The sequence below is a fragment of the Prochlorococcus marinus str. MIT 9314 genome (assembly GCF_000760035.1).
Taxonomy (GTDB): Bacteria; Cyanobacteriota; Cyanobacteriia; order PCC-6307; family Cyanobiaceae; genus Prochlorococcus_A; species Prochlorococcus_A marinus_B.
In genome coordinates this window covers 19,250-40,950 of the sequence record NZ_JNAO01000010.1, presented here as the reverse complement: position 1 = coordinate 40,950, position 21,701 = coordinate 19,250, and the positions used below count along the sequence as shown (strand labels likewise).

Genomic DNA, 21,701 nt, shown 5'->3' with positions numbered 1-21,701 from the left:
ATATTATGATTTCTCAAATTAAAAACTTTTTATTTTTGATATTAGTTAGCTCTTTTTTACCTACCTCATTATTGGCAAGGAATTTAGGAATAAAAAGTTTGGGACATAGTAGTTTTTTAATTACTAGTGCAGATAAATCTATTCTTATAAATCCCTTTAAAGCAATAGGTTGTGCAAGTAATTTAAAGGAGCCAAAAGAAGTCAACGTAGATTTTATTTTGGCTAGTTCTAGGCTTCCAGATGAAGGATATAATCCTAATGATCAATTAATGTTTGTAGAGCCAGGAATCTATCAATTTGAGGATATTTTATTAAATGGAATTTCTTTACCACATGACAGATTAGATGGAAGAAGATTTGGGATGGCAACTGTTTGGAGTTGGGAGCAGAATGATCTTAAAATTGTTCATATGGGAGGAGCTGCTGGTGATATTGATATAAATAGTCAAATTATTTTGTCTAATCCAGATATATTGTTTATTTCAATCGGAGGAGGAATAAAATCTTATGACGGACAAGAGGCTTCAAGAATAGTTAAGCTTCTAAAACCTAATGTAGTTATTCCTGTTCACTTTGAACGCGGCAAAAAAATTAATAAAGAATGTGACTTCTCAAATGCTGATTTATTTATTGAAAATATGAAAGATTTTAAAGTAAAGTATGTTGGAAAAGATTTCCAAATAAAACCTAAAAAAATAGATCAAAATACAATTTATATTTTCAGTAATTAATTTTTTAAGTCTAATATCTTGTAATTATCCCAGAAAAAAATCATTTGTTCTTTAGTTCCAATACTAACCCTTATTGAATTACCGATATCTTTTTTGTTTTCCATACTTCTAATAAGAATACCTTTTTCTCTCATCTGTTGTATTAAGATTTTAGGATCTTTTTTTGGCCAAATTAAGAAATAATTACCTCCACTAAAGTGAGTTCTGATTTTTGTTGATTTAAATTTATTTAAAATCCATTCCCTCGCCTTTTTTACTTCTAAAACATAATTATCAATATATGATTTGTCTTTAAGTGCTGCTAATGCAGCTGTTATAGCAAAGCTGTTTACATCATATGGTCCTGTAACTTTATTCATGTACTGAATTAAACTTTTATTGCCAAAAGTAAAACCTATTCTTAAACCAGCTAGACCTGCAGTTTTTGAAAGAGATTGGATTATTAGTATATTTTTATTCTTTTCAAAATCTATCGATTCAAGAAGACTATCTCCATTAAATTTTTCATATAGTTCATCAACAACTATTAATGAATCGTTAGTGATATTGGCTAAATTAATTATTTCATGAGAGCTTAGAACAGTTCCTGTTGGATTATTTGGATTGCAAATAAATATTAACTTTGGATTATGCTTTATTATTTTTTCCCTAAATTCTTCGATGGGGAATAGAAAATTTTCTCCAATGTAAGAACAACTTATTTTTTTCATTCCTCGGATTTCTGCACAAGGAGAATAGTAACCAAAAGTTGGATTTGTGGTTAGAAATATTTGATCTTTTTCTCCAAAGCAATTGAAAATTGCATTTATTGCTGCATCTGCTCCATTGAAAATTCCGATTTCATCATTACCAAATTTTCTTGAATCAAGATATTTATCGCATAAAAATTTCTTTAAAAAATTATATTCTGGATAAATTGAAATCTCATCTAATTTTATCGCTTGTAATGCCTCTAAAACTTTAGGACTTGGACCTAAAGTATTTTCATTAAAGTCTAAGCGGAGTAAATTTCTTCTATTTTCTAAAGGTGCAGAGTAAGACTGCATATTTATTATTTCTTCTCTTGGTTTTGGGAAAAGATTATTTAATGGATCAAAATCATTCATTACATTCTTTCTAAAGTTTCAATTCCTAAAAGCTCTAAGCTTAATTTTAGTGTTTTTGCAGTTAGGTCACATAAATTAAGCCTAGAAATTTTTATATATTTTTCTTCTTTGAGGATTGGTACTTGATCATAGAATCTATTAAAAGTCTGACATAGCTCGAACAGATAATTGCATAATCTATTTGGCATTAAGTCTTTTTCAATAGAAATTATGACTTCATCGAACTTAAGTAATTTTCTGATAAGTTTCCACTCAGATTTATGTTCATAATTTACGTACTGAAAATCTTTAGAGTCATAAACGAAATCATTTTTTCTTTTAATTCCTAAAATTCTTACAAGGGTATATAACAAATAAGGAGCAGTATTACCATTAAGGGAAAGCATTTTATCAAAACTGAATTGATAATTGGTAATCCTATTTTGACTTAAATCTGCATACTTAACAGCTCCTAATCCAATAATTCTTGAAGTATTTGCTATAAACTCTTCGGTCTCATAACGATCTTCATCTTTTAATCTTTTCAATAAATCTTCTTTTGCTCTTCTAACTGCCTCATTTAATAAATCTTTTAGGCGTATTGTTTCACCTTCTCTTGTCTTAAGTTTTTTGCCATCAATTCCTTGAACTAACCCAAAAGGGACATGGTCTACTTGACGATTTTCTGGGATCCATTTTGCTTTTTTTGCAACTTGAAAAACTCCAGCAAAATGATTTGCTTGCCCATGATCAGTTACATAAATAATTCTTGAAGCATCATCGCCATTAGGAGGTTTATTGAATCTATATCTTATAGCAGCAAGATCTGTGGTGGCATAATTAAAACCTCCATCTTTTTTTTGAATAATTAGCGGTAAAGGTTTGCCTTCTTTATTAGTCATCCCATCTAAAAATACACATTTTGCGCCTTGATCTTCTACTAATATTTTTTTTAAATTCAAATCATCAATAACTGATTTTAAGAAGGGATTATAAAAAGATTCACCTCTTTCTTCTATTTTTATTTTTAAATTTTTATAGATTTCATCAAATTCTTTCCTTGATTGATCACATAATAATTTCCAAGCTTTAATCGATTTAATATCTCCACTTTGTAACTTAACTACTTCCTCTCTAGATCTTTTTTGGAATTCAGATTCATTATCAAATCTTTTTTTTGATTCTTTATAAAATTCAACTAAATCACTTATCTTGATCTTTCCTATTTCTTCCAGATCATTTGAATATAAATCTTTGAGCTGTGTAATAAGCATGCCAAATTGTGTCCCCCAATCACCAACATGATTGAGTCTTAATACTTCATAACCTCTTAACTCGAAAATTCTAGATATTGAGTCACCTATTATTGTTGATCTTAAATGCCCTACATGCATTTCTTTAGCAATATTAGGACTAGAAAAATCTACAATAACTTTATTAGACAAACTACTATCTAAATCATTTCTAATTAAAGTTATGCCAGCCCTATTGCATTGAATATTTGACTTAATTTCATTTATTAGAACTTCATCTTTTAATTTTATATTTATAAATCCAGGTCCAGCTATTTCTAGACTCTTACATAATTTTGCTATGCTTTCATTTTTATTTAAAAGGTTAATAAAATCATTAGAAATATCTCTTGGGTTCTTTTTATATATTTTGGATAAACTTAAACAAACATTACATTGATAATCACCAAATTCCTCTTTTGATGATTGTGTAATTAAATTTTTTCTAAGAATTTCGAATTCTCCTTTTTTATCATTTTTTTCAAGACTATCTAAAAGAGATTGTTCAAATTGTTTTGTTAATTCTTTAAAAATGATTAGCATTAATTATTAAATTATTTATCTATATAATTAATTAATATAACGCATACTCAAATCAATCCAATGACTTTTGGTGATTGAAGAACTTGTTGAAATCAAATCAATACCTTTTATTAGATATTTACTAATTTCTTGAGGGTTTATTCCAGAAACTTCTATTATCAAATTTTTATTGACTTCTTTTTTTAAGCTATTAATAGATAAATCTCTTAATTCTTGAACGCTTTTTTTGATTGTTTCAGGACTAAGTTCATCTAATAAGACACTATCCGCCCCTGCTAATACTGCTTCTTTTGCCTGTTCGATATTCTCAGCTTCAATTATGATATGAGTTGTAAAAGGCGAATTTAGGCGAATTTTTTGTACTGCATTCTTAAGATTATCTGTCCATGCAATATGATTTTCTTTGATCATAGCAGCATCGTATAATCCCATTCTATGATTCACCCCACCTCCGCATTTGAATGCATATTTTTCAAATATTCTTAAGCCAGGAGTCGTTTTCCTAGTATCTGCTAATTTTATATTTGTGCCTTCTAATTTATCTGTAATATTCTTTGTATATGTTGATATTCCACATAAATGCATTGCTATATTTAAGCTGATCCTTTCACTAGCGAGTAAACTTTTTGAAGGTCCATATATTTCTAAGAGTTTTTGATCTTTAACAAATTTATCTCCATCAGAGATATTAAATTTTGGACTGATTTTTAAATCAATTTTTCTAAAAATTTCTTTTATAATTTCAACCCCACAGAATATACCCTCCTCTTTTGCAATCCAATATGCATTACCATTCTCTTCTGTAATAGAGGGACTTGTAAGATCTCCCCTACCTATATCTTCATCGATCCAATTATCAATGATTTTACTTATTATTGGAGTATTTAAATCCACTAAACTAAAAAATAATTAATTAATAAAAATTAAACTGAAGTTAGAGAATCAACTATATATCACTATGTAATTTAACTCAAATTTATTTACCAATACAAAACTTAGAAAAAATATTATCTAGAAGTTCCTCTGTTAATTCTTGACCAGTTATTTTAGACAAGTTTTGAATTCCATCTCTCAGTTCAATTGATAACAAATCAAATGGCAATTTATTTTCAATTATTTCATCAGTGTCATTTAAATTAGATAAGCAAGCAGACAAATTTTTTAGATGTCTTTCGTTTAAAAATATATTGATATTTTCTACTTGTTTTAATCCGCATTTTTTTATGATTGTGTCTATTAATAATCTTTCTCCATCATTATTCTTAATACTCATAAGAATTGTGTTTTTATATTCATTTGAATTAATATTTTTGCAATCAATTAAATCTTTTTTATTTCCCAAAATAGTAATTAATTTTTCTTTGGGAATTTCTTGTATTATTTTTTTGTCTTCTTCATTAAATCCTTCTTCAAGACTATAAATATAAATTATAAAATCTGACTCTTTTATTTTCCCAAAACTTTTTTTAATTCCAATACTTTCAATTTGTTCATGAGTTTCTCTTATGCCAGCAGTATCAATTATTTTCATTGGCATATCATTAATAGTTAAATTAACTTCAATAACATCTCTAGTTGTTCCAGGAATATTAGTTACGATTGCTTTCTCTTTTTTTGCAAGCAAATTTAATAAAGAGCTTTTACCAACATTTGTTTTACCTATAAGCGCAATGGATATTCCATTGTGAATATATGAATTTCTTTTTGCATTTTCTATTAGTAATTCTATTTTTTCTTTGACTTTTTTAATGTTTTTTAGATATTTGGTGTAATCAAAATCTGTGAAGTCTTCTTCAAAATCAACTCTCGCTTCTATTTCGCAAAGTTGATTTATAAGGTCATTTTTAATATCATCAATTTTTTTCTTTATTTCTCCTTGAACCCCGCTAAAGGCTAACTCTGCTGATCTGGTATTGCTTGCATTAATTAATTGATTAATCGACTCGGCTTGAGTAAGGTCTATTTTCCCATTAAGAAAAGCTCTTTGACTAAATTCTCCTGGGTTTGCAAGTCTAACTGTAGAATTACTAGATAATAAGATGTTTAAAACTTTATTTACTATGATAATTCCGCCATGGCAATGAAGTTCAACAACATCCTCTCCAGTGAAGCTATTTGGTGATTTCATCACTAAAATTAAAACCTCATCTATAAATTTATTTTGTTTATTTTCCTGAATAAAACCACGAAAAACCCTATGTGATTCCCATGCATATGTAGATTTAGTTTGAACAATCTTTTTGCAAGAATTTATTGCATCTTTCCCTGATACTCTTATTATCGCAACTCCTCCCTTCCCAATACTTATAGCTGAAGCAATTGCGGCTATCGTATCTTCTGTAGTAACTATCGAATCCATCTCTCGCTTTGTTATGGATAATTAAGTAAGATTATCAAGAATTTAATTTTGAAATTTTCTTTCTGAATGAGATTTAAAAGAGATATTACCTGTAAGAAAATTCTATCATTATTTAGGAGTCAGAATGGAAGTCCTTTCTTTAATGCTAAAGGTTTAGCTATAGGGGTATTTAGTGGTTGCTTTCCTTTTTTTGGTTTTCAGACTTTAATGGGAGTATTTTTTGCGAAAATAGCTAAGGGAAATATTGTTCTAGCTGCAATTGGTACCTGGATCAGCAACCCTTTTACTTATATTCCACTTTATTATTTTAACTATAAAGTTGGTTCGATTTTTTTAAATAATCCTTCTAATAAAATTCTTGAAAAAAGTTTAGTTATTGATGACTTATGGAAACAAGGTAGAATTTTTTCCGTAAAATTACTCTTAGGTTCATCTTGTGTAGGTATTTTATTAGCTTTGATTTGCGGCAGTATTGTTTTCTTTATTTACAAGATAAAAAGTAAAAGATAGATTGATCTGATTTTAAAATTAACTTTGTCCAACTCTGGCAATATCTAAAACATCTGCCATTGATTTAATTTGTTCAATTGTTTTGTGAAGTTGATTATAACTTTCAAGACCTACACAAAGATTTATAATAGCTGGTTTACCATAAGCAGTTTTAACATTGGCATCACTAACGTTTATACCTTTATCAGATAACCGCATAAGAATATCTTTTAGAACTCCAACTCGATCAATTACTTCTATTCGTAGTTGAATTGGAAACTTATTATCGCCAGTTTTATTATCTTGATTCCAACCGACAGGTAATCTTCTCTCTATTGGAATTGGTATTACATTTTCACAATCTTCCCTATGTATAGTTATCCCATGGTTGCCGAGCGACACAGTTCCGATAATATCCTCTCCTGGGAGTGGGGAACAGCATTTACCTATTCTGTAATCAAGACCTTCTATCCCGGAAATTGGTGATTTAGCTGCTGTATTAGATTGATTAGTGGATAAATTATTATTACTTTTAAGAGATTTTGCTATTTCAGAGTCAGAATCATTTTTTACATCTTCTGTCTGTAATTTTATTTCTTCTCTTAGTCTGTTTAATACTTGATGCAAAGTTAAACCACCAAAACCAAGAGATGCAAGAAGGTCTTCAGTAGTTTTTAAATTGCATCGATTTGCAACTTTTTTCATGGCTTCACTAGAAAGTAATGCTTCAAAACCGTTTCTACCTACTTCTTTTTCAAGTAAATCTCTACCTCTTTTAATCGTTTCATCACGATGGCTTTTCTTATACCATTGGCGAATTCTATTTTTAGCAGTTGGCGTAACTACAAAGTTCAGCCAATCCAAGCTTGGGGTAGCATTATTACTTGTCAAAATTTCTATGAAGTCACCATTTTGAAGTGCTGTAGATAATGTAGAAAGTTTTTCATTAATTCTTATTCCATTACAGTGATTTCCAACTTCAGAATGGATTCTGTAGGCGAAATCTATCGCGGTAGATCCTTTCCTCAAACCAACAACATCTCCTTTTGGAGTGATTACAAATACTTCTTCATCAAATAAATCTTCTTTAATTGAAGCTAAATAATCATTATGATCCTTTTCATTACCTTCTTGTTGCCATTCTACTAATTGTCTTAGCCAATTAAATCTCTCGGCATTACTTTTAGCAGGAGAACCACCCTCTTTATATTGCCAATGAGCGGCAATACCATATTCAGCAATTTGATGCATCGAAGTAGTTCTAATTTGAACTTCAATAGGTCGATGTCTTCCAATCACAGAAGTGTGTAAGGACTGATATCCATTGGGTTTTGGTAATCCTATATAGTCTTTAAATCTACCTGGAATTGGTTTGAAAGTATCATGAACAACTGCTAAAGCTCTATAACAACTATCTGAATTGTCCACGATAATTCTTAGGGCAGCAACATCATAAATCTCGTGAAAATGCTTTTGTTGTCTTTCCATTTTGCTCCAGATGCCATAAAGATGTTTTGGCCTTCCTGTTATTTCAAAATTTTTCAAACCTGCTGAAATCAAGTTTTCCTTCATAAGATTCAAAGTTACTTTTAATCTTTTTTCTCTATCACTTCTTTTAACGGCGATTTGATCTTTAAGATCTAGATATTCTTTAGGCTCTAGGAATTTAAAAGCTAAATCTTCTAATTCCCATTTAAATCTGTTTATTCCTAGTCGATTAGCTAATGGTGCATAAATCTCTCTTGTTTCTCTCGCTATTCTTAGTTTTTTCTCATCATTTAGCCATTCAATTGTTCTCATGTTATGAAGTCGATCTGCAAGTTTAACTAAGACAACTCTGATATCGCTGGCCATAGCCAAAAACATTTTCCTAAGATTTTCAGCTTGTGCTTCAGTCCTGTTGTTAAAGTGAATGCCGCCTAATTTTGTTACACCCTCTACAAGAATTTTTACTTCTAATCCAAAATTTGTTTCTATTTCGGATAAATCAATGCCAGTATCTTCAACTACATCATGTAAAAGGCCTGCAGCAATAACAGATGAACTAGCACCTATTTCTTTAAGGAGATTTGCAACAGCAACCGGGTGGATAATGTATGGTTCGCCGCTCGCACGGAATTGTCCATCATGAGCTTTATAAGCAAGTTTAAAAGCCTTTACTATAAGGTTTTGATTCTCATCATTTTCTTTATTTGATTTTTCAAAATTATGAATATCTTTAAGAAGCCAATCGGGAATCTTTATTTGATAATTCAAAGATTCACTTTCATATTTTTTATTTTCAGGCAAAATAGTTTTGGAAACTTCAATTTCGTTTTTTTCTTTTGAATTTGCAGCTGCCTCGGACATTTTATATTGCTTTAGATGTATTTTATTTATGTCTAGAAAAATTTGCTATAAATCATGGAAAAAAATAAAGAAAAAATTATTGTAGTTAAAAATCTTACTGTTAAATATGGTCTAAAACAGCAACCTATTATCAAAAATTTTAATTTGGAAATAGATAGTGGAGATCATTTGGCCATAATAGGACCTTCTGGATGTGGAAAGACCACTTTTGCAAAAACATTAGTAAATATATTGCCTGCAAAGGCCACTTCTAAAGGGTATCTATCGATTTCTAATGTAGATCCTAGGAAAATAAACAACAAAGATGCACAATTATTTAGAAGAAAGAATTTTGGATTTATTTATCAAGACTCTATAAAAAAACTTAATCCGCTAATGAGAGTTGGGGATCATTTATATGAATTATTTAAAACACATGATCAAACTAAATCATCTTTAGTTATTAAAAAATTAGTAAGAGAAGTTTTTCAAAAAGTCGGAATTGAAGAAAGTAGACTTGATTCTTTCCCACATCAATTTAGCGGCGGAATGAGACAGAGAGTTTCAATAGCAATGGCACTTGCTTTGAAACCTAAATTATTAATAGCTGATGAACCTACAACAAGCTTAGATACCAAAACAAGTTTTGAAATTATGCAAGAAATAATTCATCTATGTAATGAATTTGATACTACTTTAATTTTAATTAGTCATGATATTAATCTTGCAGCAAAGTGGTGTAAAAAAGTTGCAATAATTGAAAAGGGATCGATTGTTGAAAAAGGTAATATATTAGATATTTTTCAATCACCAAAATCAGATATCGGGAAAAATTTAGTAAATGCTTCAAAAATAGTATTAGAACCAAATACTAAAAATAATGCTCGAGATCAGGTCGTTCTAGAGGTAAATAACCTAAGACATTGGTATAAATTAAATTCTTCAATTTTCATTAATAAATGGAATAAGGCTTTAAATGAAGTTAGTTTCAAGTTATATGAGAATGAGACTCTTGGAATTGTTGGTTCTTCAGGGAGCGGTAAAAGTACATTATGTAGGGCTTTAATTGGACTCCTTAAAGTAAGAGGTGGTGAAATAAAAATTCATGATAAAAATCATGCATTGAAAAAAATTAAATCTTTTAAAAAGATTAATAATGTGCAAATAATTTTTCAAGATCCTTTTTCAAGTTTGAATCCGAAAATGACAATTAAAAATATTTTGGAAGATATATTTTTTATTCAAAAAATTTCAAATAAAAGAAAAATCGAAAAAGAAATAAAATTAATGTTAAGAAATTTAAATCTTCCCTTAAATAATGATTTTTTTAATTCTTACCCTAGCCAATTATCAGGTGGTCAATTGCAAAGAATTTCATTAGCCAGAGCGCTATTGTTGAAACCAAAAATTTTGATTTGTGATGAGAGCGTTAATATGTTGGATGCTTCAGTAAAAATAGAGATTCTTGCATTACTTAGAGCCTTGCAAGAAAAAATGAATTTAACGATTATTTTTATTACTCATGATTTAGGCATTGCAAAAAGATTTTGTGATAGGTTGCTAGTTATGAATAACGGAAAGATAGTTGATGAAGGAGAAAGTTCAACAATATTCACTAAAACTAAAAATACGTATACAAAATCGCTTCTAAATTCCTCTTTAAACCTTATTTAACTTTAAGAACACTTAGTAATTTTTGAAAATCTAATGGTAATTCTGATTCAAATATCATTTCTTTACCATTTATTGGATGTATAAGTCCAAGCTTAATGGCGTGTAAGGCTTGGCCATCTAATTTACATGGTAGTTTTTTACATCTTCCATATAACGGATCACCCACAATTGGATGATTGATGTGAGCGCAATGAACTCTTATTTGATGCGTTCGTCCTGTATCTAGTTTGAAACTCATTAACGAGTAATTGCCAAATCTTTCTTCTAATTTCCAATAGGTACAGGCATACCTTCCTGAAGTTTCTTCAACTACTTTATATTTCAATCTATTTAATTTATCTCTACCAATGTGTCCCACTATTTGCCCTTCTTCAGAATTAGGTGCTCCATGAATTACTGCAATATATTCGCGTGATGCTATTTTTTCTTTAATTTGTTTCTGGAGATTTACTAATGCCTCTTGGCTTTTTGCAACCACCATACATCCGGAGGTATCTTTATCTAATCTGTGAACAATCCCAGGTCTTAGTTTCCCATTAATTCCAGGTAGATCTTTACAGTGAAAAAGTAATCCATTCACTAAAGTGCCTGATTTGTGTCCAGGGGCTGGATGAACTATTAGTCCTGATTGTTTATTGATTACTATGATGTGCTCGTCTTCAAAAAGGATATTTAAATCCATTTTTTCAGGTTTCAAATAAATAAGAGGTTCTGGAGGAGGCATCCATATTTGAACATTGTCGCCATTTTTTAATGGGGTCTTTGCTTTCGCGGTCTTATAGTTTACTAGTACTAAACCTGAATTTATGAAATGTTGAATTCTTGCTCTACTTTGCTCTGGCCTTTTACTTACCAACCATCTGTCTAGCCTCATAGGAAGAGGTAGCTCATAAATAATTTCTATAAGCTCACCTTGTCCGATGCCGAAAGAATTTTGATTATTTAATTCCATAGTGGGACTTCTAAAGCAATTTTACCCAGCATTTGATTTCTATAATCTTCCAATAACTTATGAGACATTCTCCTTTTATCGCCTGAAGTATGTTTTGAAGCTGCTTCGTCGATCCAAGCAGAAGGATTCTTAAAGCCTTTTGCAATATCAACTCCGTATCTATTAGATATTTGTTTAACTGAGATATTCGCATTCTTATCTTTGTTGAGAGTGGATATAATTTTTATAAATCCAATTGCGACACTCTCTATTTCATAAGCAGCTTCACCAATATCGTCACACAGTGCAAGATTAAGTGCTGATTTTTGATCTTCTAAATTTGGAGGTATAACACCAGGAGCATCTAGCAGATCTATACCACTTTCTAATTTTATCCATCTTAAATTCCGAGTCACACCTGCTTTCCTAGCGCTATCTACAACTCTTTTTTTTGCAATTCTATTAATTAATGCTGACTTTCCCACGTTTGGGAAACCAAGTGTAAGGGCTCTAATTGGCCTAATTCGCATTCCTCTAGAGAGTCTTCTGTAGTCGATTGACGTCCTAGAATCTTTGGCTGACTTACAAATTTCTTTAATACCTATTCCTCTTTTAGCATCACACCAAAGGGGATATTGATCTTTAGCCTTAAACCATTTATTCCAACTATTGATTGTATTAGGAGAGATCATGTCTGATCTGTTAATAACAAGAATATGTTTTTTATTATTTATCCATTTATTTAAGTGTGGATGTCCTGTTGACAAGGGAATTCGTGCATCTCTAACTTCTATAACTAAATCTACTTTATTGATAACTTCAGATAATTTCTTTTCTGCTTTTGCGATATGGCCGGGGTACCATTGAATTTTGGGTATGTCCACTTCAATAAATCAAATAAAATTTTGTATTCCTTTTAGTTTTTATAAGTTTCAAAAGTATTTACTTCTAAAGTTTAGTATAAATTAAATAACTAAAAAATTTTTATAATCGTTAATTCTTAAAATTTATTAAGGCATAGGTAACAGTAACTACTTTTTAACCCAATAAGCTCAAATTAACGTTAGGGTCTTTAGATTAAAAATTAAGCTTGTTTAATGTCAAAGTTATCTCTTTCCAGTCTTGATAAGACACATTTAGAAGGAAAAAAAGTTCTTGTAAGGGTAGATTTTAATGTTCCATTAAATGAAGATGGTCAAATAACTGATGATACGCGTATTCGTGCAGCGATTCCAACGATTGAATATCTTATGAATCATTCTGCAAAAGTTATTTTAGCTGCTCATTTTGGTAGACCAAAAGGTCAGGTAAATGAAAAAATGAGATTAACTCCAGTAGCAGCAAGATTAGGTGAATTGTTAGGGCAAAATGTTGCTCTTACTAACAGTTGTATTGGGGATGAAGCAATTGCACAATCAAATAGCTTATCTAATGGGGATGTTCTTTTACTTGAAAATGTTCGTTTTTTTGGTGAAGAGGAAAAGAACGACCTGGAGTTTTCTAAAAAATTAGCATCTCATGCAGATATGTATGTAAATGATGCTTTCGGTGCTGCTCATAGAGCTCATGCTTCAACTCAGGGTGTTACTAATTATTTAAGTCCTTCAGTAGCTGGATTCCTTTTAGAAAAAGAATTGAAATACTTACAAGGAGCAATAGATTCCCCAAAGCGTCCATTGGCAGCGATAGTTGGAGGATCAAAGGTTAGTAGCAAAATAGGAGTACTTGATTCTTTACTAGATAAGTGTGACAAAATCATGATTGGTGGAGGTATGATTTTCACTTTCTATAAAGCTAGAGGCTTAGATGTCGGAAAGAGCCTTGTAGAAGAAGATAAACTCGAGCTTGCTAAAGATTTAGAAGCAAAAGCGAAAGCAAAAGGGGTACAATTATTATTACCCACTGATGTTGTTTTAGCTGATGAATTTTCTCCGGACGCCAATAGCAAAATATCTCAAATTGATTCAATTAGTGGGAATTGGATGGGTCTCGATATTGGTCCAGATTCCATTAAAGTTTTTCAGAATGCTCTTGCAGAATGTAAGACAATTATTTGGAATGGTCCAATGGGAGTTTTTGAATTTGATAAATTTGCAGACGGTACAAATGCAATAGCTACGACTCTTGCTGACTTAAGTGCCTTTTCTGAAGTTTGTACAATAATTGGTGGTGGAGATTCAGTCGCAGCAGTAGAGAAAGCAGGATTAGCTGAGAAAATGTCACATATATCTACTGGAGGTGGAGCAAGTTTGGAACTTTTAGAAGGTAAAACTTTACCTGGTGTAGCTTCTTTAAACGACGCTTAGGCTATATCTTTTCAACAATATCAATACTCTTTGTGAAAGTAATTATCCCTTCAGGATGAGCTATAAATCCTGACCATATTTGTGTCCCTGGTTTTAAAGGTGCCCTTGTCATTTTAAAAATTCCACCAGATGCCAATGGCTCCAATAATATTTCCTGTTCAAAAAATGAATTTACTTGATGAGGTTTTATTGCTCCAGCAATAATCACTTCTTCAAGTGGTTTGTTTATAATAATATCGATGTCATATTTTGATCCAGTAAGAACTTTATCAGGGATTTTAAAACTAATATCTATCTTCTTATCATCATTTCTTATTGTGGTGAATAAATTTTTATAGGTACCTTCATCAATTTTCCCATTTAGAACTGAAAAAACATAATCGAAATTGGATTCGAGTATATGGATTTCTCCATTAACTATTTTTTTTCCTAAAACTTTTATTCTCAAAGTTTCTTTATTTGGAATATTTGATTTTAATCTTTTGATTGTCCATTTGCTATCAGGGAAATCATTAATAATTTTTGAAAACTGTTTTGGTATATTTTTGTTTTCATCATTTCTAAAATTTTTTCTAATAAACTCTAAGTCTCGCTTATTTAATGAGGTTTCTAGATTTCTTATGAAATCAACTTTTAAAGTTTGCGTTATTGCTGAATAGGGAATAATGAGATAAATAAATAAGTAGAGAAGGAAACCTATATTTCTGAAAAAGTTTAAATTAAACATATTTATCATTTATTGTTTTTATTCTACTAATTTAAGTTTTTATGTCTAAAAAAAATAATTTATTAGTTGCAGCCAGTGGGACAGGGGGGCATATTTTCCCAGCGTTGGCAGTCTCTAAAGAGGTAGAAGATAAGTGGAATATACATTGGTTGGGTGTTAAGCAAAGACTTGATGCCAATTTAATTCCCAAAAAATATAATCTGAGGACTTTGAGCATAAAGACACCACGAAAAAATATTTTTTTGTTTTATCAATATATAGAAATTTTAATGTCAACTTTCCAAATAATTAGGATCTTAAAAGAAAAAAAAATTAACTTGGTTTTTACGACTGGAGGTTATATCTCTGCCCCCACTATTGTTGCTTCAAAATTTCTAAGGATACCTGTCATTATTCATGAATCAAATTTAATTCCAGGAATGGTCACGAAATATTTTGGTTTTTTGTGTAACTATGTTCTTCTAGGATTTAAGAATACAAATTCTTATTTAAGAAATTGTAAAACTATTTTCACTGGTACCCCTTTAAGAGAACAATTCTATAAATCTAATCCCTTGCCAGAATGGGTTCCAAAAGGAAAAGGACCTCTTTTGATTGTTATGGGAGGTAGTCAAGGAGCAAAAGCTATAAATCAAATTCTTATCCAATCTCTTGAATTTTTATTAAAAAAACAGTTTCGGATAGTTCATATTATTGGGGAATCTAATCAACAACCTTTTTATGTAAAAAACTCCAAAAATTATATTCAAAAGAAATTTACTAATGAAATAGCAGCTTTAATTCAAAACTGTGATCTTGTAATATCGAGATCCGGTGCAGGAACAATAAATGAACTAATAGAGGCTGAAAAACCTTCTATTTTAATTCCATATCCAGATTCTAAAAATAATCATCAGGAGAAAAATGCAATGATTCTCGCTGAAAGTGCAGGCTCAGTTTTAATCAATCAGAATAAAATTTCTAAAGAAGTTTTTGAAGAAACTCTAGAAAGAATTTTTAAAATAAAATCAAAAAAGGGTAAAAATCATTATGAAATATTAGATCTCATGAAGAGGAATATGGAAAATAATAATAAAATTAAATCTAAAAATGAGATTAAAAAATTTATTAATTATTTTCTAAAGGAATTCTGAATTTCTTTACATAAAAGAGTGTTATTTTTCCTATTCTGCAAGCTTATTCTTGCCCACTTTTCGTCGAGAAATTTAAATGAAGTACATTCTCTAAGCAATATTCCCTTATTTTCTAAGTATTTTATATTTGGCGACAAGGATGTTTTACTTTCTATTAAAAAAAAGTTGGTTGAAGAGCTATGAACTTTAAGGTTTTCTATTTTTGATAATTTTTCAAATACTCTCTGTCTTTCAATATTTATCCAGCTGTGAATCTGTTTTGTCCACTGTTCATAGAATTTCTTATTACTTAGTAGATCAATTCCGGCTTTAATAGAAAATGAATTTAAAGGCCAAGGATCTCTATTGATTTCCCATTTTTTTAGTATTTTTGATGAGCCAATGACGTAACCTAATCTAAGACCAGGAATATTGAAGATTTTGGTCAAGCTTCTCAGAACTAATAAATTGTCAAATCTTTGGGTTAATGGTATTAAAGATTCTTTCTCTCCATTAGGTGTTATCGATAAGAAAGCTTCATCACAGATAACTAATTTATATTTTTTTACAACTTCCTCCAATGAATTCTTTTCCCATAATTGGCCGGTAGGGTTATGTGGATTTGTTATCCAAATAACATCACCTTTTGGATGCAGCGGAAATGATTGAGGAAAAATATCATTCCAGTTTTTTGGTAATTCGCAATGTATAAAATTGCTATTCCAACAATTTAAGGATCTTTCATAATCAACAAATGATGGAGAAGGGATACAACTTATTCCAAATTTGGATGCTTCATAACCTGCCCAGGTTATTAGTTCAGAAGCTCCATTTCCAGGCAATATATTGTCTGGATTTATCCCATGAAATTGACCGATTATTTCTTTCAGATCATTCAAGTTTCTCTCTGGGTAATATCTAAATCCAAGATTCTTAATTTCATCATTTAATGAATCTATTAGTATTTGAGGTGGATCAAAGGGTACTAAAGAGGCACTTGCGTCAATGATTTCAGAGGGTAATAAATTTAATTTTTTTGCATTTGCATACACATTTCCTCCATGCTTTAAGTTTGATATTTGCATGGCTAATGTTGAGTAATCATTAGTTTTCGGATTGTTCATTATTCATTTTCTAATTTTTATTTAACCCATTTTAAATCTGATCCAATGGCCTCTTTTATATTAGATAATTGATGTTTATTGAGTTGCTTTAAAATCCCTTCAAGTATATTGGGGACTAATTGTGGCCCCTTATATATCCATCCCGTATAAATTTGAATTAATGATGCTCCAGAACAAATTCTTTCCCAAGCCGACTCTGGGCTATCGATTCCTCCTACGCCAATTAAAATAATCTTTTTATCAATATTATGAATATGTTTTATTATTTGATTTGCTTTTTTTTGTAGAGGCTTTCCACTTAATCCTCCATTTTCTTCAGAAAGTAATAATCCTGTTTGCCTGATCTTCCTATTTTCAAGACCTAATCTATCTATGCTGGTGTTAGTAGCAATTATCCCATCGATATTTTCCTCTATTATTAATTGGCAAATATCTTCAATATCTTTAAGGCTTAAATCTGGCGCAATTTTTACAAATAATGGCGGACAATTAGGTAAGTTTTTAATTTCTCTAAGAAGTTCTTTTAGAAGAATCGGATCTTGCAACTTTCTTAGTCCTTCAGTATTTGGAGAACTTACGTTTATTGCTGCATAATCACAATATGGAATTAATAATTTTAGAGAAGTTAAATAATCATCTTTTGCTTGAGATAAATCTGTAATTTTAGACTTGCCAAAATTTATCCCTAAACAAATATTCTTTCTATTTTTTTTAAACTCAATTCCTTGTTCTACAAAGTTTTTAACTAGATTTTCCGCACCATTGTTATTAAAACCCATTCTATTTAATGCTGCTTCTTCCTCCGCTAATCTAAACAACCTTGGTTTGGGATTTCCATTCTGAGCAAATTTGGTTACTGTACCAAGTTCGGCAAATCCAAAACCAAAATCTTTCCATACATTTGCAGCATTTCCATTTTTGTCAAAACCCGCAGCTAAACCAATTGGATTACAAAATTCTATACCACATATGCTCTGAGTTAACCTTTTATCAACTATAGAAAATTCTTCATTTAGATTTTTTAAGATAGAAGAAACTACAGGCCAATTATATTTTCTTGAACTGAATGATAAAAGGCTAAGAGATAAATTAGTTAAGTATTCTGCATCAATTCCAGAGTCTCTTTTTAATACAGGGGTAATCAAGTCTTTATAAAGATTTTTAAATACCCCCTTCTGTTCATTCATAAAAAATTAGGCTTCTTTTTTTCTATTATCCAATATTTTTTATCTTTAGGAATCAATCTCCAATTACGCCATTCAAAAAGTGAATAGAGTTTGATCTTTAAGTGGTTTTCTTCACCTAATAAGGTGCTTAGTTCTGGTGAACTTAACAAATACTTTTTGTCGGCAAATTTTTGTATTAATTCATTCCTTGAAAATAATTCCTGAATTTCTGAAGGGGCATTTTTTTCAAAAAAGTCAGCTGATGATTCTGACTCTTTTAATTTACTTTCTAAAGATATACCTTTGCTATAGTTGGTTGCGATTTTATCAACTCTATCATTTTGTTTGTCACCACTATGACCCCTAACATATTCCATTACAAGGCCATTAATTCTTAATTGATCAATTTTTTGCCATAAATCAAGATTTTGAACTGATTTTCCTGAACTTGTTTTCCATCCATTTCTCTTCCAATTAGCAATCCATTTTGTATAACCTTCTATGACATATTTACTATCAGTTCTTAATTTAAAGTTCTCCTTTAATTTATAGGTTTTTAATTTCTCAAGTGTTTTTATAGCCGCAGTGAGTTCCATTCTATTATTGGTAGTATTTTGCTCGGAACCACCTATTTCTAATTCACTTTTGTCATCAAAAATTATCAGTGCGCCCCAACCACCTGGACCTGGATTACCTCTACAGGCTCCATCAGTTGCAGCTTCAATTGCAATACTATCAATATTCATGATTTTTGAAGCCGATATACAGTCTATCGGCTTGAAAAAATATTCTCTTACTTAAGTGTAACTTTACCGCCAGCTTCTTCAATCTCTTTCTTTAAAGATTCGGCATCTGCTTTTGCAATTCCTTCTTTTACTGTTTTTGGTGCAGATTCAACAAGTGCTTTTGCATCGCCAAGACCTAGACCAGTTGCATTTCTTACAACCTTAAGTACTTTGATTTTTGCAGCTGCATCAAAGCTTTCGAGAACTACATCAAATTCAGTTTTTTCTTCAGCAGCGCCACCATCTGCGTCACCGCCAGCTGCTCCTGGAGCTGCCATAACGACACCTGCAGAAGCTGCAGCAGATACACCAAAAGCCTCTTCAATTTGCTTTACAAGCTCAGATGCTTCTAAAAGTGATAGAGATTTTAATGATTCAAGAATTTCTTCAGTTTTTGCGGACATTTTCTTAAAAGTTAATTAGGTTTTGAATTTAGGATTCTGATTTTTCAGAATGTTGTTTAAGTGATCTAGCAAGTCCAGAAGGTACTTCATTAATAGAGATCGCAATTTTTGTTGCAACGCCATTAAGAGCGCCAGCAATTTTTGCCATCAATACTTCTTTAGATGGAAGACTTGCAATTTCTTTTATTTCAGAATCGCTAAGAAGTCTGCCTTCAAATAAAGCTCCTTTGGTCTCGGATTTTTTGGTGTCTTTTTGAAAAGATTGGATTGCTTTTACAGCACCACCAACATCTTCTTTAATTAAGACAAAAGCATTTGTTCCGGTTAGTAAAGATTCAAGATCGTTCCAATTACTGTCTCCATCAATAGCTTTGCGCATTAATGAATTTTTAGTAACTTTGCAGATGCCGTTAGTTGTTTGCAATCTAGATCGCAAATCTGACATCTCTTTGATAGTTAAACCTTTATAGTCAAGAACTACAGCCATTTCCGAGTCGTCTAAAAGAGATTTAATCTCAGTAACGATTTTTTGCTTATTCTCTAGTGTTCGGCCCATTGATGTTTTTTGGATCGTAATTTAGGGAGAGCAGGAAATGCGGCAAAGTTCTTTTTTAAGAGGCCGCTTTTATTAGATCCAAAAAGAAATAATTTAAGACGAGTCCTCGGTAGGAATTAAAAATTTAGAATAACTAAATCAACCTACTTTCTTTGGCCGTATTATTGCAATATAAATTATACTACAAAGCGTTAACCTTCAGGTTGGTAATCTTGTACAGCATTTATGTCAACTTGAACTGAAGGCCCCATTGTTGAAGTTACATAAAAAGTTTTCCAATACTTTCCTTTAGCTCCACTTGGTTTATTTTTATCAATTGATTCTTGTAAGGTTTTTAAGTTGTCAAATAGAGCCTCTTTTGTGAAACTTGCTTTTCCAAAGCGGACATGAACGATTCCAGCCTTGTCTGCTCTAAATTCGAGCTTACCAGCTTTGAATTCTTTTATTGCATTAGCAATGTCATTAGTTACTGTCCCAGCTTTAGGATTAGGCATTAAACCTCTAGGTCCTAAAACTCTTCCTAATTTTGCAACCTTTGGCATCATATCTGGAGTTGCAATAAGAAGATCAAACTCCATATTTCCTTTGTTGATGCTTTCTACAAGATCTTCTTCGCCAAATAAATCTGCACCAGCAGCCTTAGCTTTCGATACATTCTCACCGCTTGTAATTACTGCAATTTTGATGCTTTGGCCAGTACCATGAGGTAATGCAACAGTGGTCCTTAATTGTTGATCAGTATATTTTGGATCAATACCTAGACGTATATGTGCTTCAATAGTTTCATCAAATTTTGCATTAGCATTTTCCTTGATAATACTAAGAGCTTCAAGTGGTGCGTAGATGCGATCTTCTATCTTTGTTGATAGAGCCGCCATTCTTTTAGATAGTTTTTTCATAATAATATTGGGTGCAAACGGTTATAAACTAACCTCCCCTAAATAGTGAGAAATTGTGTATTCAACTCAATCAGTGATAGAGACGCCCATATTTCGAGCAGTACCCTCAATTACTTTCATTGCTGATTCAACACTAGAACAGTTTAGATCAGGAAGCTTAGTTTTGGCTATTTCTTCTAATTGAGCTTTACTTATATTCCCAACAGAGCCTTTTGCGGATTCACCTGAACCTTTTTCTATACCAGCTGCTTTTGTTATTAAGACGGAAGCAGGGGGTGTTTTTGTGATAAAAGTAAAGCTTCTATCTTCAAAAACAGAAATCTCGACTGGAATTACAAAACCTGCTTTATCTTGTGTCCTTGCGTTGTATTCTTTGCAAAATGCCATGATATTGACACCATGTTGTCCTAAAGCTGGCCCTACAGGAGGAGCAGGATTTGCTTTGCCTGCTTGTAGAGCAAGCTTAATAACTGCAACAATTTTTTTTGCCATTAGATTAGATAATTTAAGCTGGAGTAGAAAATCATAATTTTACTCGATAAACAAGAACAATTAAAAATTAATTTTGTTTATTGATTTGGGAGAATTCTAATTCTACAGGAGTCTCGCGCCCAAATATTGAAAGTAATGCTTTTAATTTATTTCTTTCTCCGGAAACTTCTATAACTTCTCCTTGGAAATCCTTGAATGGACCGCTAGTGACAATGATTCTATCTTTTTCTTCAATATCTAACTTGATTACAGCTTTTTTCTCTGATGCTCGCTTAAAGATTCTATTAACTTCTTGTCTTGATAATGGTCGAGGTTTGATATGACCTCGCGATCTTCCGCTGCCTCTACCGTCTTCAGCACCGACAAAGTTAATTACATTTGGAGTACTTTTAACAGCCATCATTGTATCTTCATCCAAAATCATTCTTACGAGGACATAACCAGGGAAAACTTTTTCTTCAGTAGTTTGTCTGCTTCCATCTTTTTTTAATTTAATTCCTGGAGTTTGGGGGATTTCAATTTCAATGATTCTATTATTAACACCTAAAGTTACTGATCTCTGCTCAAGAGTCGCTTTTACTTTTTTTTCACAGCTTGATGCTACTTGAACTGCATACCATCTTGCTATGCTTGTATTTGCTTTTGAAGAAGCAAGGTTTGTAGTTAATTCATTACTCATTTTTCTTGAAGCTTAATTA

21 protein-coding genes are annotated in these 21,701 nt (G+C 31.1%); 5 read left to right on the top strand and 16 right to left on the bottom strand.

The genetic code is table 11. The features are described from left to right. Window positions 1–5: 5 nt before the first annotated feature. A complete protein-coding gene (locus tag EU98_RS04125) occupies window positions 6–731 on the top strand; it encodes an MBL fold metallo-hydrolase (RefSeq protein WP_032515814.1) in 726 nt (241 codons plus the stop codon). Here EU98_RS04125 and EU98_RS04130 read toward each other — a convergent pair. The 4 genes from EU98_RS04130 to mnmE all read right to left on the bottom strand — a co-directional run bounded on the left by EU98_RS04130 (window position 728) and on the right by mnmE (window position 6,010). Beyond that, window positions 728–1,837 (bottom strand): pyridoxal phosphate-dependent aminotransferase, encoded by a 1,110-nt coding sequence (locus EU98_RS04130; protein ID WP_032515813.1) that lies wholly within the window; start codon window positions 1,835–1,837, stop codon window positions 728–730. The genes EU98_RS04125 and EU98_RS04130 overlap by 4 nt on opposite strands. Then, window positions 1,837–3,651 (bottom strand): arginine--tRNA ligase, encoded by a 1,815-nt coding sequence (argS, locus tag EU98_RS04135; RefSeq protein ID WP_032515812.1) that lies wholly within the window; start codon window positions 3,649–3,651, stop codon window positions 1,837–1,839. The genes EU98_RS04130 and argS overlap by 1 nt, the downstream gene beginning before the upstream one ends. Window positions 3,652–3,678: 27 nt before the next feature. Next, window positions 3,679–4,545 carry a carboxylating nicotinate-nucleotide diphosphorylase gene (gene nadC, locus EU98_RS04140; RefSeq protein ID WP_032515811.1) on the bottom strand — a complete coding sequence of 289 codons (867 nt, stop codon included), beginning with the start codon at window positions 4,543–4,545 and terminating at the stop codon, window positions 3,679–3,681. Between the two features lie 82 nt (window positions 4,546–4,627). After that, on the bottom strand, window positions 4,628–6,010 hold the full coding sequence (gene mnmE / locus EU98_RS04145; protein WP_032515810.1) for a tRNA uridine-5-carboxymethylaminomethyl(34) synthesis GTPase MnmE: 1,383 nt from the start codon (window positions 6,008–6,010) through the stop codon (window positions 4,628–4,630). 66 nt (window positions 6,011–6,076) lie between these two features. Here mnmE and EU98_RS04150 point away from each other — a divergent pair, with 66 nt between their 5' ends. Beyond that, a complete protein-coding gene (locus EU98_RS04150; RefSeq protein ID WP_032515809.1) occupies window positions 6,077–6,520 on the top strand; it encodes a DUF2062 domain-containing protein in 444 nt (147 codons plus the stop codon). 18 nt (window positions 6,521–6,538) lie between these two features. Here EU98_RS04150 and EU98_RS04155 read toward each other — a convergent pair whose 3' ends face one another. Beyond that, a complete protein-coding gene (locus EU98_RS04155) occupies window positions 6,539–8,848 on the bottom strand; it encodes a RelA/SpoT family protein (RefSeq protein ID WP_032515808.1) in 2,310 nt (769 codons plus the stop codon). A 54-nt stretch (window positions 8,849–8,902) separates the two neighbouring features. On the opposite strand from EU98_RS04155, the gene EU98_RS04160 reads away from it, so the two are divergent. Further along, window positions 8,903–10,501 carry an ABC transporter ATP-binding protein gene (locus EU98_RS04160; protein WP_032515807.1) on the top strand — a complete coding sequence of 533 codons (1,599 nt, stop codon included), beginning with the start codon at window positions 8,903–8,905 and terminating at the stop codon, window positions 10,499–10,501. On the opposite strand, the gene EU98_RS04165 is transcribed toward EU98_RS04160, so the two are convergent. Continuing rightward, the gene (locus tag EU98_RS04165) at window positions 10,494–11,453 is read right to left on the bottom strand and encodes an RluA family pseudouridine synthase (protein WP_032515806.1); all 960 of its coding nucleotides are present in this window, start codon (window positions 11,451–11,453) and stop codon (window positions 10,494–10,496) included. The two genes, EU98_RS04160 and EU98_RS04165, sit on opposite strands and share 8 nt — an antisense overlap. Next, window positions 11,444–12,316, bottom strand: a complete 873-nt coding sequence (ylqF, locus tag EU98_RS04170; RefSeq protein WP_032515805.1) for a ribosome biogenesis GTPase YlqF — start codon at window positions 12,314–12,316, stop codon at window positions 11,444–11,446. Before ylqF ends, EU98_RS04165 begins: the two co-directional genes overlap by 10 nt. A 213-nt stretch (window positions 12,317–12,529) precedes the next feature. Here ylqF and EU98_RS04175 point away from each other — a divergent pair, with 213 nt between their 5' ends. Further along, window positions 12,530–13,738, top strand: a complete 1,209-nt coding sequence (locus EU98_RS04175; protein WP_032515804.1) for a phosphoglycerate kinase — start codon at window positions 12,530–12,532, stop codon at window positions 13,736–13,738. 1 nt (window position 13,739) lies between these two features. Here EU98_RS04175 and EU98_RS04180 read toward each other — a convergent pair whose 3' ends face one another. Further along, window positions 13,740–14,465: a hypothetical protein gene (locus EU98_RS04180; RefSeq protein WP_032515802.1), complete on the bottom strand. Its 726-nt coding sequence runs from the start codon at window positions 14,463–14,465 to the stop codon at window positions 13,740–13,742. A gap of 41 nt (window positions 14,466–14,506) precedes the next feature. Between EU98_RS04180 and EU98_RS04185 the strand changes: the two genes are divergently transcribed. After that, window positions 14,507–15,598 carry a UDP-N-acetylglucosamine--N-acetylmuramyl-(pentapeptide) pyrophosphoryl-undecaprenol N-acetylglucosamine transferase gene (locus EU98_RS04185; RefSeq protein WP_032515801.1) on the top strand — a complete coding sequence of 364 codons (1,092 nt, stop codon included), beginning with the start codon at window positions 14,507–14,509 and terminating at the stop codon, window positions 15,596–15,598. On the opposite strand, the gene EU98_RS04190 is transcribed toward EU98_RS04185, so the two are convergent. The 8 genes from EU98_RS04190 to nusG all read right to left on the bottom strand — a co-directional run bounded on the left by EU98_RS04190 (window position 15,577) and on the right by nusG (window position 21,682). After that, a complete protein-coding gene (locus EU98_RS04190) occupies window positions 15,577–16,701 on the bottom strand; it encodes a pyridoxal phosphate-dependent aminotransferase (protein ID WP_032515800.1) in 1,125 nt (374 codons plus the stop codon). The genes EU98_RS04185 and EU98_RS04190 overlap by 22 nt on opposite strands. Window positions 16,702–16,718: 17 nt before the next feature. Next, complete coding sequence (locus tag EU98_RS04195; protein WP_032515799.1) at window positions 16,719–17,888, bottom strand: quinone-dependent dihydroorotate dehydrogenase; 1,170 nt, start codon at window positions 17,886–17,888, stop codon at window positions 16,719–16,721. Continuing rightward, a complete protein-coding gene (gene rnhA, locus EU98_RS04200; protein ID WP_032515797.1) occupies window positions 17,885–18,613 on the bottom strand; it encodes a ribonuclease HI in 729 nt (242 codons plus the stop codon). The genes EU98_RS04195 and rnhA overlap by 4 nt, the downstream gene beginning before the upstream one ends. A 47-nt stretch (window positions 18,614–18,660) precedes the next feature. Next, complete coding sequence (rplL, locus tag EU98_RS04205) at window positions 18,661–19,056, bottom strand: 50S ribosomal protein L7/L12 (RefSeq protein ID WP_011817694.1); 396 nt, start codon at window positions 19,054–19,056, stop codon at window positions 18,661–18,663. 28 nt (window positions 19,057–19,084) lie between these two features. After that, complete coding sequence (gene rplJ / locus EU98_RS04210; protein ID WP_011817695.1) at window positions 19,085–19,612, bottom strand: 50S ribosomal protein L10; 528 nt, start codon at window positions 19,610–19,612, stop codon at window positions 19,085–19,087. A 191-nt stretch (window positions 19,613–19,803) separates the two neighbouring features. Further along, window positions 19,804–20,511, bottom strand: a complete 708-nt coding sequence (gene rplA, locus EU98_RS04215; protein ID WP_011862247.1) for a 50S ribosomal protein L1 — start codon at window positions 20,509–20,511, stop codon at window positions 19,804–19,806. Between the two features lie 66 nt (window positions 20,512–20,577). Then, complete coding sequence (gene rplK, locus EU98_RS04220; protein ID WP_002805232.1) at window positions 20,578–21,003, bottom strand: 50S ribosomal protein L11; 426 nt, start codon at window positions 21,001–21,003, stop codon at window positions 20,578–20,580. A gap of 67 nt (window positions 21,004–21,070) precedes the next feature. Next, window positions 21,071–21,682 carry a transcription termination/antitermination protein NusG gene (gene nusG, locus EU98_RS04225; RefSeq protein WP_011817697.1) on the bottom strand — a complete coding sequence of 204 codons (612 nt, stop codon included), beginning with the start codon at window positions 21,680–21,682 and terminating at the stop codon, window positions 21,071–21,073. Window positions 21,683–21,701 lie beyond the last annotated feature (19 nt).